The organism is Pseudomonas sp. S30 (assembly GCF_016518545.1).
Taxonomy (GTDB): domain Bacteria; phylum Pseudomonadota; class Gammaproteobacteria; order Pseudomonadales; family Pseudomonadaceae; genus Aquipseudomonas.
On record NZ_JACVTO010000003.1, the window covers coordinates 23,412 to 35,270 of the forward strand.

Below are 11,859 nucleotides of genomic sequence, written 5' to 3' on the forward strand. Positions count from 1 at the left end.
CTCGCAATTCACTTGCTTTGCTCTCTGGCCCGTCCGAAGCTATGGGCCAGAAGGAGAGCCTCGATGAATCTGCAAGAACTCACGGCGCGTCTGCACCGTATCCGCGACGACAACGACTGGCGCGGCTTCCACAGCCCGAAGAACCTGGCCATGGCCGCCAGCGTGGAGATGGCCGAGCTGGTGGAAATCTTCCAGTGGCTGACCGAAGCGCAGTCGCGCCAGCTGTCACCGGAACAACTCGAACATGTCGGCCAGGAGGTCGGCGATGTGGTGCTGTACCTGCTGCTGCTGTGCAGCGAGCTCGGGCTGGACATGGACGCGGTGGTCCGCGCCAAGCTGGCCCACAGCGAAAGGCGCTTCGCCCGATGAACGATCGGCATTTCGATGAGCTGGCCAGCCGCTTCGCGGAGAAGATCTATGGCGGCGCCAAGGGCGCGATCCGCCTCGCCGTGCTGCAGGCCGACCTGGCCGAAGCCCTGCCCCAGCGACCGCTGCGCATCCTCGACGTCGGCGCAGGCCTGGGCCACATGGGGTTGTGGCTGGCCCAGCGCGGCCATCAGCTGACCCTGGCCGAGCCTGCCGCGCCCATGCTCGACGGCGCCCGGCAACGCTTCGCCGAGGCCGGACAGACAGCGACCTTCGTGCAGGCGCCCTGGCAGGATCTGTGCGGCCAGCTCGACGCGCCGTTCGACGTGGTGGTGTGTCACGCCGTGCTGGAGTGGCTGGCCGAACCCCATAGCATTCTGCCCACGCTACACCGCTTGACCGCTGCCGATGGCTGGTTGTCCCTGGCGTTCTACAATCGTGACGCGCTGGTGTACCGCAACTTGCTCAAGGGGCACTTGCGCAAACTGCGCAGCGACCGGCTGGCAGGCGAAAAGCACAGCCTGACGCCACAGATGCCCCTGGACCCGCGCGAATTGCGCGCGCAACTCCAACCGCAGTGGCAGGTCGAAGCAGAGAGTGGCGTCAGGGTTTTCCACGACTACATGCCCCGGGAATTCCAGGCCAAGGCGGCATTGCACGATCTGCTGGAAATGGAGCTCGCCCACCGCCGGCACCCGACCTTCGCCGGGCTCGGCCGCTACCTGCACTGGATCTGTCGTCCACGTTGATGCCGCTCGGGAGGAGGAGCACATGCCATACCGTCCGTTGTGCCTGGTCTGGCTCTGCGTAGCCCTGGTGGGCTGCCAGAGTCGCAATCCCTACGTCGCCAGTTCGCTGCCGCTACCGCCGGCACCGCCCCAAGCGGCGCGCACCTTCGACGCCAGCGCCTATCCCACCCCGGCACGCGACTATGGCCGCTATCGCAGCTGGAGCTGGCGCAACGGCCAGCTGCCCGGCGGTTTCGCCAATGCCGATCCGGCGCAACTGGCCGATGCCATCAGCGGTGTACTGGACCAGCACGGCCTGCGCCCGGCCCATGGCACCACCGGCGACCTGCTGGTGAGCGCCGACCTGCGCCTGGAGAAGCGGCTGCGGCAGGCACGCGACTACGACTATGACCCCTACCCCTACGGTGCAATCGGCTATGGCGGCTATCGCAACGGCTACGGCGGCTACGGCAGCGTACCGATCGTGCGTACCTACCAGGTGGACGTGATGGTGGTGCGCATCGATCTGTTCGATGCTCGCAGTGGCCAGGCCGTGTGGAGCGCCAGCGCGGAAAGCGGCAGCGATCGCGGCTCGCCGCGCGAACGTGAAGACGCACTGCGCGAGGCTGCAAGCAAGGCCCTCAGCGGTTACCCGCCGCGTTAATCCCCCAGGAGCATCGATCATGATCCGTCGCCTCGTGGTGTTGTCATTGGCACTGTTGCTGACCGCTTGCGCCAGCAACCAGGTTACCCAGGATTTCGATGCCGGCCGCGACTTCGCCGGCTATCGCAGTTGGAGCTGGCAGGAGCCGGCGCTGCAGTACCGACCGGAGGATCCGCGGATCAAGAGCGACCTCACCGAGCAGCGCGTGCGTCAGGCAGTCGCCGCCCAGCTCGACCAGCGTGGCCTGAGACCTGTCGCGGGAGGCGCCCCTGCAGACCTCAAGGTTCGCGTGTACCTGATCGTCGAAGATCGCCAGCAACAGGTCACCATCCCTTACGGCGGGGCCTGGGGTGGCGCCTGGGGCCCGTACTGGGGTGGGCCGATGTACAACGAGACGCGCAGCGTGGACTACAAGGTAGGGACCCTGCAGATCGATCTGCTCGATGGCCGTGACGGCAAGCTGGTGTGGCGTGCAAGCGCCGAACATGCCATTGACGACTACCCAGCGACCCCGCAGGCGCGTACCACGGCGATCCAGAAAACCGTGGCGCAGCTACTGTCCCACTACCCGCCTCGCTGAGCGCTGACCAGTCTATCCGGCAAGATGCCACTATTCTGACTACACTGGACTGAAACCGTCATGAGGGCGACGTGACCTGTTGAGCTCGTCCTCGGGCAAGCAGAATGGACAGCGCGTACGCCCGCCGTCCAACGATGAATCTCCTGTAATGGCAGGATTCGTTTCACAAAGATGGATGGCCATTTGCCCGATGCACAGCATTGTTCTCTTGATGTGGCTAGCGTTGTGCACCGAACAAGAGGTTCGCGAACGACAGATTTCCAACCGCCTCACACTTGGCGCGGCGGTTTGCGCACTGATCTGGCTGTTCGCCACAGGTCATAGCTGGATGGGCGCTGATCCGGTTGATGCCGGCTGGGCGCTGGCGATCGTCATGTTGCTGACCCTGCCGGGCTACTGGTCGGGCCGGTTCGGCGCCACCGACGTCAAGCTGCTCGGCGCGCTGGCCCTGACCACCGGCTACGTGCACATGCTGGGCACCTTCATCGGCGCCGGTGTGGTGCTGCTGATCTGGCTGATATGCCGCCGTCGCCTGTGGCGCTCGTCCAACCCGAAACTCAGGAGGGTGCTGCGAGGCCTGACCGAACAGGTGGGTGACCATCAGCCCCTGGCCCCATTCGTGCTGGGCGGCGCGCTCCTGACCTTTGCATGGATCCAATAAATGACCCTGCGGTCCAAGTCACAGTGACAGGGATACGCTGAATATGCAGGATCTGCACGTGTATCGGCCGGTTTGGCCACGGAGCATTACCCGTACCGACAGGGAGTTGAGCGTGAACAAAGGTGCAAGTGAAACAAAGGTGCTGATCGTGGACGATCAGCCAATGATCGTCGAACAGCTCTGCGACTATTTCGAAGGCGAAGGCTACGGCTGCGTTCCGGCTCATTGCGCGGCCGAGGCCATCGAGTGCTACCAGGCCGATGAATCCATCGGGTTGGTGGTCTGCGACCTGCGCATGCCCGGCCAGGATGGCATCGAGCTGATGCGCGCCTTGAAAGCACTGAGCGGCGAGCAGCGGATGTTCGAGGCGATCATGCTGACTGGACATGCCGACAAGCAGGATGTGATTCGCGCGCTGCGCGAGGGCTTCTCCGACTATTATCAGAAGCCCATGAACCCGGCCGAATTACTCGAGGGGCTGCGGCGCCGCGAGCAGGCCCTGCAGGAACGTCGCAACGGCGTCCAGCAACTGGGCACGCTTAACCAGCGCCTGCAGGAATTGGCCGAATCCATCGACACCCTGTATCAGGATCTTGAGAAAGCCCGTGGCCAGGGCGTTCACCGCCGTGCCGACGATGTCGAGGAACCGATGAGCGAGCTGCCACCCTCGTTCGAGAAGCTCTCGCCGCGCCAGCTCGAAGTGGCCAGACTGGTGAGCCAGGGCAAGACCAACTACCAGATCGCCTGCGAGCTGGGCATCACCGAGAACACGGTGAAGCTCTACGTTTCCCAGGTCCTGCGCCTCACTCGGTTGCACAATCGAACTCAGCTCGCCCTGGCCCTGGCGCCTAGTAACTCGCCCGTGAACCAGCGCTTCACCGCGCATTGACGGCTGGCCAATGGATGAGGCAACGGGGCGATGCAGGTTCGGTATCGATCCGATCCAGCGCCTGCGCGACCACACCGCGCGTCAGCATCTGCCGGTGATCGTCATGTCTGGAGACCCTAAACACCCTGTTTCCCAGGGCTTGCGCATACGCCGGCCGGCGCTGACGATGAAGGGGCGCTACTGGCCCACCTCGAACTCCACGCGCGCGGTCTCGCCGCTTTCATCCAGGGCACTGAGCTGCATGCGGCCGATCTGCTCGAAGCGCAGTGTCAGGTTGTCCTGTCCTTGGGTCTCGCCCAGAGGGTGGCCATTGAGAAACCACCAGCGTCGCCCGGCCCCGCCGAGCGCCGACACCTGGACCTGCAAGGGCTCGTGGCTGGTTAGCGGCTGACGCAGGTGATCGCCGCCGCGCACGCCGACGATCGTCAGCGGTGGGGCACTCGGGGGCGCCTGCGGCGGGCAGGTCGGATCGACTGCCGGCAGGCGCGCGCTGCGCCGCTCGGCCCGAGGCAGCCAGGGTTCCAGCGGCGCAGGCCATAGCGCGATGTCCTGCGCGCGAGCGCCGGGACAACGAGCGTCGACGCGCAGCCCTTGCCCGTTAAGCCACACCGTCTCACGCAGGCCCAGGCCCAGCGGCTGATCGGCGGCCAGCAAGGTGGGCGGCGTGGTGCCCTCCAGGGTCCAGGCGAAGCGTTGACGTCGACACTGCGGGTCCTGTCGCTTCATCGGCTGGCCCAGCGGCCAGCAGATCGCGGCCACGCCGACGCTGGCCGGCACCTGCTCCACCGGGATGGCGACGCCCTGCTGACGGTCGCGGTTGCTCAGCAGGTCGTGCACTTGCAGCATCAGGGGTGCGGCCGAGGCCAGGCCGAACTGCCCCGGTACGGGCGTACCGTCGGGCCGACCGATCCATACACCGATCAGGTAGCGCGGACCGACGCCCACTGACCAGGCATCGCGGAAACCGTAGCTGGTGCCGGTTTTCCACGCCAATTGCGGGCGCGGCACCAGTTCGGCCCGAGGGTCGCGATCGGGGCGCGCCTGACCGCTGAGAATGCGCCGCACGATCCACGCCGCGCCGGGCGATAGCAGGCGCTGTTCGATCAGCGGGTCCTGCGGCTGCAAGCGGATGCGCGCGCTCCTGCCCTGGCGCGCCAGCGCGGCGTAGCCGCCGACCAGGTCCTCCAGGCGGCTGCCGGCTCCGCCGAGAATCAGCGACAGGTTCGGCTCTGCCAGCGGCGGCAATGCCAGCGGCACGCCCCCTATGCGCAACTGCGCGGCGAAACGCTTGGGTCCATAGGCTTCGAGCAACTGCACTGCCGGCAAATTGAGCGACAACGCCAGCGCCGAGCTGGCCGAAACCGGTCCGCTGAAGCCTGAGGAGAAGTTGCCGGGGCGATAGTCCCCATAGCGACGAGGCACGTCCTGCAACAACGATTCGGAGTGGATCAGGCCATCGTCCATGGCCAGGCCATAGAGGAACGGCTTGAGGGTCGAGCCGGGCGAGCGCAAGGCATGCACCATATCGACGTGGCCGAAGCGGCGCTCGTCGCCCAGATCGACCGAACCCAGGTAGGCGCGCACCGCCATGCTCTGGGTTTCGACCACCAGGATCGCTGCCGAGGTGCGTTCGGGCAGACGGGCGCGCCAGCCCAGCAGCAGGTCTTCCAGGCGCCGCTGCAAGGACGCATCGAGCGTGGTGCGGATCGCCGGCGGGCTGTCGGCGGTGTTCAGGCGACGAGCCAGCAGGGGCGCCAGCGTCGGCTCCTGCCGCGGCGCCAGTAACAGCGGCTCCTCACGGGCTTCGCGGATGCGCTGGGCAGGCCACACCTGGTAGTCGGCCAGGCGCTGCAACACCTTGTCCCGGGCCTGCTGGGCACGTTCGGGATGACGGTCGGGACGCAGGCGGCTGGGCGCCTGGGGCAGCACTGCCAACAAGGCGGCCTCGGCCGGCGTCAGGGCTTTCGGCGACTTGCCCAAATAAGCCCAGCTGGCGGCGGCGACACCCTGCAAAGTGCCACCGAACGGCGCACGGTCGAGGTAGATCTGCAGAATCTGAGGCTTGGACAGGTGCCATTCCAGCTGCGCCGTGCGCCACAGTTGGCGCAGTTTGCCGGCCAGCGTACGGTCATGGGGATCGAGCAGGCGCGCTACCTGCATCGACAGCGTACTGCCGCCGGACACCACCCGCCCGCCACGCAGGTTGAGCCAGGCGGCGCGCACCAGGGCCAGGGGATTGACCCCCGGATGGTCGTAGAACCAGCGGTCTTCGTAGGTGAGCAGTGCCTCCAGGTACAGCGGCGAGACCTCCTCGGGGCTGACCGGATAACGCCACACGCCATCGGCATCGGCGAAGCGCCACAGCGGCGTGCCATCTTCGGCCAGCACCACCCGCGCCAGGTCATCGCCCGGCATGGGCAAGGGCCACAGCCGATCGGCCAGCGCCAGCAGGGCCACCACCACCAGCCCCGAGATCAGCGACCCGAGCAGCCAGCGACCCGCGCGGGTGCGCGGACGGGCTATGCTTGCGCGCAGCATCGGGAACCCGCGCGCCGGGACAATGGCCAAAGGCTTGGAACGATCATCAGGAAGCGACTATGCATGTAGAAGGTTTTTTCGAGTGGCTGGGGCAGGCGCTGGGTGCGGTGATCAAGTTCATCGTCGATCTCATGAGCGGTCTTTTCAACCTGCTGGCCAACGCCGGCAGCAATTTCATCGACGGTTTGTCGCGGACCCTGGGCATGGATACGTCGCTGGTCAGCATCCTGGCGCTCATCGTCGGGCTGATGCTGCTGTATTCGGCGATCCGGGCCTTCATGCGAGCGTCGATCATCGCAGGGATCATCTGGCTGGTGCTGGGATTGTGGGTGCTGAGCTGGATCATCCACTGAGCCCTGGCTGAGGGGACGTGACCTGGCATGAGAGCGGGGTCGACCGTACCCGCGATGACGATGGCGAACAGGCCAGCGCATCGCGGGTGAACCCGTCCTCACGAGGACGAACGGGGCTCAGCGGCCGCGCACCACCATGTCTCCCTGACTTTCCCCGACCGCCTGGAGGTTCGGGCGGTACATCGACTCCACCTGGGGCGGTGGAACTCGGTAGCTGCCGGGGGTGACCGCACGCGCCAGGTACAGCAAGTGGGTCGTGCCGTAGCCGTCGAGTTTCAGCGCGGCGACATAGCGGTCATCACGGTACTCCTGGTGCACCACGTTGGCGTTCTGCATCGACTCGCGCCATTGCTTGACCGCACTGCTGGCGTTGTCGAGGCTGGCAGCGCTCTGCGCCAGGTTCTGGTTTTCCAGTTCCAGACCTGCCGGCAGCAGGTCGACCACCAGTGCATCCGGCACGGCCTCCTGCGCCTTGAGCGCCAAGTGCACCAACACCAGGTCGCCACTGCGCAGGCTGCGCAGATCCAGAGGCTGGCCATTCATGCCCAGGTATTCGCGGCGAATCTCCAGGCCGTTGCTGCGCGGTGCCGGCGCCTGACGTGGGTAACCGGAGAGCGTCAGTTGCTGGTAGAGGGTTTCGCTGCTCTGGTTCTGCACGGTCAGGGGCGAGGCCAGCAGCGGGCCGTCGAGCAGCATGCCCGAATCGCTGTTGTCGAATTGGCGGACCTCTCCGGCGCTGTCCAGCCGCGCCTGCCACGGGCCTTCCGGCTTGCCCAGCAGGCCGCGACCGGCGAGGAACAAGGCGTTGCGCTCCTGAGTCGAGAGCCAGCGGTTAGCGGCCAGTTCGTCGGACAACGCGAACAGCCGCTGGTCGACCTGACCGCTGGCCAGCTGGTTCTCCTGCAACAGCGCCAGGATCAGGGCCTGGTCGCGCACCGGGCTGCCGTAGTCGGCCAACCAGCCCTTGCCGCGCCCGATCGCCAGACCGGCCTTGAGGGCATCCTGCGAACGGGGCTTGTCGCCCATCTTGTCCAGCGCCACCGCCAGTTGTACCAATGGCAGGCCCGAGCGGGCGTCACTGCGCCGCTCGAACAGGCTGCGCAGAGCGCCGAGCGGCGCCTGCTGGCTACGCGCCAGAACCAGACCGGCATAGGCCTGCACGGCGAAACGCGTGTGCGCCGGGTCCTGGCTATAGTCGACCTCGATCAGGTTGCTCTCCTGCAAGTAGCGCAGCAGGCGCTCGTTGGCCTTCTTCAGAGCCTCGGCCGGTACGCCGAAGCCCTGTTCGCGGGCGCGCAGCAGGAAGTCGGTGACATAAGCGGTCAGCCAGTATTCTTCCTCGCTGTCCGAACTCCACAGGCCGAAGCTGCCGTTGTAGCGCTGCATGCCGAGCAGATGCTCGATGCCCATTTCGATCTTGCGCTTGCGCACATCGGCCGGCTCGCCCTTGATTCCCAGGCGCTTAAGGCTGTCGGCATCGGCGTAGAGCGAGGGGTAGAGGCCGCTGGTGGTCTGTTCCAGGCAGCCATACGGATAGGCCTCCAGCGCGCGGATCTGCTCGGCCAGGTTCAGCGGCGGACGGCTGGACAAGGCCAGCGTCGCCTCCAGGCCAGCCGGCTCGAATTCGGCCAGTTCGTTGTCGGGCAGAGTCCAGGGTTGATCCTTCAGGGCTACGCGGTAGTGCTTGAGCATCGCCGGATAGGCCGGGCGCACGCCCAGGGTCCACTCACGCTGGAAGCCGTCGAGGTTCTCCCCCGGCAGCTGCAGACCGCTCACCCGCACCTGCACCTTGCCCTGGCCCAGACCACCCCGGGCCTGCACTGGAATCATCAGGGTGGTGCGCTGGCCTTCGCTCAGGCTGACATGCTGCTGGGCGGGCCCTGCGAGGTCCAGCTGACCTTCGGTGCTCAGCTGCACGTCGAGTTGCTGGGCACGGCCGGACAGGTTGGCCAGGTCCAGCGCCAACCGGGTCTGGTCGCCGCCGGCGAGGAAGCGCGGCGCCGACAGCTCGGCGATCAGCGGTGCGGCGACCACCGTCTTGCCTTCGGCCATGCCGAAGTGCTCGTCGGTCCAGGCCTGGGCCATCAACCGCAACTCGCCGTTGAAGTTGGGGATGTCCACCGTGGCCACGCCTTCGCCCTTGTCGTCGAGGGTCACCGGCAAACTCTGCTGGGCGACGATGGTCACCGTGGTGTTGGGGCGCTTGCCGCCCTTGGCCATGGCCGCGTCACCGCCGAAGGCCAGGCTGGCCAGGCGGCCCTGACCGGCTTCGATCAACTGGCCATAGATATCCAGCTGGTCGGCGCCGTAGGCCTTGCGGCCGAACAGGCTGGCGAAGGGATCGGGGGTCTTGAAGTCGGTGATGTTGAGGATACCGACGTCCACTGCCGACAGCAGTACATGGACCTGCTTGGGCACGCTGCCATCGGCGTTGAGTGCCTTGATCTTCACGCTCAGCGGCTGCTTGGGCCGCATCTTCTCCGGCGCCTGCAGGCTGACCGCCAGCTTGCGCTCGGCGCGGTCCAGCGGCAGGTGCAGCACGCCCACGGCACGCTTGGGCGTGGCATTGGCCTTGCGCTCGCCAGGACGGATCACCAGGGCACTCACGTACAGGTCATGGCGCGCCCACTGCTTGTCCAGTTCGACCTCGAAGGTCTTGCCCTCGGCCGGCACATCGATCTCCTGCCACCACAGCGGACCGTCACTGGATTCGATCATCAGGTAGCCGCTGCCGGCGGCCGGCGGGGTCACGGTGATCTTCGCGGTGGCTCCGTCGGCATAGGAGGGCTTGTCCAGCGCCAGCTTGACCTGGTCGGGGCGCACTGCGCCGCCCTCGGCGTTGTCCTGCGCGCGGTAGCCGGCCCAGAAGCGCTCGCTGGAGACGAGCCCGGTTTCAGGATCCTCCACCTCGACGCGGTACGGCCCCCACTCCACCGGGAAGCTCAGCTTGGCGGTGGCGCCAGCGGCGATGTTGACGGTTTCCTCGCTCTGGGTGAGGAATTTCTCGTTGTAGTTGTAGCTCCAGCCATCGCTCTGCGAGTAGTTCCAGTAATAATCGCGACGCTCGCGGATCAGGCGGACCTTGAGGTTGTCCACCGCCAACTTCTTGCCCTCACGGTCGGCGACCAGCACTTCGAATTGCACCGGGGCGTCGCTGTCGGTTTCGTCACCGTCGAACAGACCGCGCAGGCCCGGCAGGCGCTCGGCTGGCCAGATCGGCTGCTCCAGGCGGCGGGTGATGGGACGACCGCCCGACTCCTGGAGGCTGGCCTGGACGGTCAACTCCAGCGGCGAGCGAGCTTCGGCCCAGCGGCTGTCGAGGGTCAGGGTGGCCTTGCCGGCCTGGTCGAGGGTGACCTCGTCCAGCTCCAGGTCCTGGCTCAGCTCCTGCTCGGTGACCGAGCCGAACTGGTAGCCGGGCAGCGCCGGGACCGCTTCGCGCAGAGGGCGCAGGTAGGCCTGACCGCTCAGGCGGTTGCCGGCTGCGGGTGCGCCGTAGAGGTAGCGGCCACTGACCTGGATGCGCGCGGCGTCTTCAGGGCTCAGCGGCGTGGCGCTGCCCTTGAGCTCCAGGGCCAGGCGCTCGGGGAGGAAGTCCTCGACGAGGAATTCGTAGACCTGCTTGCGGCCGCCCCCGAGGTCGAGCAGCAGTTGCCAACGACCGGTCGGCGCTTCGCTGGCCAACTGCAGTTGATACTGGAACAGGCCGTTCTGGTCGGCTTCCCATACGAACTTGCGGCTGACCTGCTCGTCCGGACGACGCACCTCGACGCTGATCGGCTGGGCCTTGACCGGCTTGCCGTCCTGGTCGCGCAGCAGGCCGTTGAGCAGCACGGTTTCACCCGGACGATACAGGTCGCGCGGGCCGAAGATGAAGAATTGCAGGGGATTGGCCTGCGGGCCGGTGATATCGAACTCGGCCAGGTCCAGGGCCGCGCCGTTCAGGCGCAGCAGCGTGGTGTTAACCCCCTGGGTGGCGATCAGGGTGTCGGCCTTGGCGGTGATGGGCAGCTCGGCGTGACCCTTGCCGTCGGTCTTGGCCTGGGCCAGCACCTTGCCTTTCTCGTCGTGCAGCTCCAGGGTCACGTCGCTCAGCGCCTTGCCGCCCTCCAGGGCCTGGGCGAACACGTCCAGGCGATCGCGGTAGCGGTGCGCGGACACGCCGATATCGCTCAGGGTGAACAGTGTCGCAGGCTGCGAATAGTCGTAGGTGCCCGAGGCGCGCATCACCGCCAGGTACACCCCCGGCTCCTGCAACGGCTTGACCCCGGCGATGGGCAGCAGCACGGTCTCGCGGGTGTTGCGCGCGGGGTTGAGGTCGAAGCGGCCGCTGTAGACCAGCTCGGCCATCTTCAGGGTGTCCTTGGACTCGTAGGCGTACATGCTGCTGTTGCGGCCCCAGCTGGCCAGGAAGCTGGAAAGCTGTTCGGGCTTGACCCGGAAGAAATCCACATCGACCTTGTCGACGTTCAGGGCGATGATCGGCAGGCCTTCGGCCAGGCGGGTGGGCAGCAGCGAACCCCGGCTGGCGAAGCCGACGGTCGCCTGCATGTCGCGGGTTTCCAGGCGACTGACCGACTCGCTGGCCAGCGCCTTGCCGTTGACCGCCAGCAGGCCCTTGTCGACGGTCAGCACCAGCTTGCGCTGCGGATCCAGATGGCGCATGCGCAGCTCCATCTGGTTGTCGGAGAGTTCCCAGGCGCCGTCGAGCTTGCCCTTGACCGTGTCGACCAGGTGTACCTTGGCGGCGAAGTCCTGGTTGGCGTCCAGCGGCACCGAGAAGCTGATGGACAGCGCGCTGGCGCCCTCGATCTGCACTTCGGAGACGTCCAGCACGTTCAGCTCGCGATCGGCGTAGCGCTTGGCCAGCACCGCCGGATCTTCACGCTTGGCCGTGCGGGCTTCGGCAGGCGCGCTGGCGGCAGCCTTCTCGGCCGGCGGCGGGGCGTCCTTGGACGAGGAATCACAGGCGCTGAGCAAGGCCAGCACACAGGCCAGCAACATTCCTTTGTTGAACATGGAAAGGGACTCTTCGGCAACGGGGTGATGAGGGCAGCAACTATAGCGCAACGGCGCGCAT

The 11,859-nt window shown here is 66.6% G+C and carries 9 protein-coding genes; 7 read left to right on the top strand and 2 right to left on the bottom strand.

The window, feature by feature from the left end:
* Positions 1-63 precede the first annotated feature (63 nt).
* The 6 genes from IAE34_RS04635 to IAE34_RS04660 all read left to right on the top strand — a co-directional run bounded on the left by IAE34_RS04635 (position 64) and on the right by IAE34_RS04660 (position 3,888).
* On the top strand, positions 64-369 hold the full coding sequence (locus IAE34_RS04635; RefSeq protein WP_200137688.1) for a nucleotide pyrophosphohydrolase: 306 nt from the start codon (positions 64-66) through the stop codon (positions 367-369).
* The gene (locus tag IAE34_RS04640) at positions 366-1,115 is read left to right on the top strand and encodes a methyltransferase domain-containing protein (protein WP_200137689.1); all 750 of its coding nucleotides are present in this window, start codon (positions 366-368) and stop codon (positions 1,113-1,115) included. Before IAE34_RS04635 ends, IAE34_RS04640 begins: the two co-directional genes overlap by 4 nt.
* Positions 1,116-1,137: 22 nt before the next feature.
* Positions 1,138-1,758 carry a DUF4136 domain-containing protein gene (locus tag IAE34_RS04645; protein WP_200137690.1) on the top strand — a complete coding sequence of 207 codons (621 nt, stop codon included), beginning with the start codon at positions 1,138-1,140 and terminating at the stop codon, positions 1,756-1,758.
* Positions 1,759-1,777: 19 nt separating this feature from the next.
* Positions 1,778-2,338, top strand: coding sequence for a DUF4136 domain-containing protein (locus IAE34_RS04650; protein ID WP_200137691.1), 561 nt, complete (start codon positions 1,778-1,780; stop codon positions 2,336-2,338).
* Positions 2,339-2,528: 190 nt separating this feature from the next.
* The gene (locus tag IAE34_RS04655) at positions 2,529-2,999 is read left to right on the top strand and encodes an A24 family peptidase (protein ID WP_200137948.1); all 471 of its coding nucleotides are present in this window, start codon (positions 2,529-2,531) and stop codon (positions 2,997-2,999) included.
* Positions 3,000-3,111: 112 nt separating this feature from the next.
* Entirely contained in the window at positions 3,112-3,888 is a 777-nt protein-coding gene (locus IAE34_RS04660; RefSeq protein WP_200137692.1) for a response regulator, read from the top strand.
* A 177-nt stretch (positions 3,889-4,065) separates the two neighbouring features.
* Here IAE34_RS04660 and pbpC read toward each other — a convergent pair whose 3' ends face one another.
* Complete coding sequence (pbpC, locus tag IAE34_RS04665) at positions 4,066-6,426, bottom strand: peptidoglycan glycosyltransferase PbpC (RefSeq protein WP_200137693.1); 2,361 nt, start codon at positions 6,424-6,426, stop codon at positions 4,066-4,068.
* Between the two features lie 59 nt (positions 6,427-6,485).
* On the opposite strand from pbpC, the gene IAE34_RS04670 reads away from it, so the two are divergent.
* Positions 6,486-6,779, top strand: coding sequence for a hypothetical protein (locus IAE34_RS04670; protein ID WP_200137694.1), 294 nt, complete (start codon positions 6,486-6,488; stop codon positions 6,777-6,779).
* Between the two features lie 117 nt (positions 6,780-6,896).
* On the opposite strand, the gene IAE34_RS04675 is transcribed toward IAE34_RS04670, so the two are convergent.
* Complete coding sequence (locus IAE34_RS04675) at positions 6,897-11,798, bottom strand: alpha-2-macroglobulin family protein (protein ID WP_200137695.1); 4,902 nt, start codon at positions 11,796-11,798, stop codon at positions 6,897-6,899.
* Positions 11,799-11,859 lie beyond the last annotated feature (61 nt).

Bases quoted from the DNA above. Each gene is read 5' to 3' on its own strand.
- IAE34_RS04650 (WP_200137691.1), top strand. From the start codon at position 1,778: ATGATCCGTCGCCTCGTGGTGTTGTCATTGGCACTGTTGCTGACCGCT.
- IAE34_RS04635 (WP_200137688.1), top strand. From the start codon at position 64: ATGAATCTGCAAGAACTCACGGCGCGTCTGCACCGTATCCGCGACGAC.
- pbpC (WP_200137693.1), bottom strand. From the start codon at position 6,426: ATGCTGCGCGCAAGCATAGCCCGTCCGCGCACCCGCGCGGGTCGCTGG.
- IAE34_RS04640 (WP_200137689.1), top strand. From the start codon at position 366: ATGAACGATCGGCATTTCGATGAGCTGGCCAGCCGCTTCGCGGAGAAG.
- IAE34_RS04670 (WP_200137694.1), top strand. From the start codon at position 6,486: ATGCATGTAGAAGGTTTTTTCGAGTGGCTGGGGCAGGCGCTGGGTGCG.
- IAE34_RS04655 (WP_200137948.1), top strand. From the start codon at position 2,529: ATGCACAGCATTGTTCTCTTGATGTGGCTAGCGTTGTGCACCGAACAA.
- IAE34_RS04675 (WP_200137695.1), bottom strand. From the start codon at position 11,798: ATGTTCAACAAAGGAATGTTGCTGGCCTGTGTGCTGGCCTTGCTCAGC.
- IAE34_RS04645 (WP_200137690.1), top strand. From the start codon at position 1,138: ATGCCATACCGTCCGTTGTGCCTGGTCTGGCTCTGCGTAGCCCTGGTG.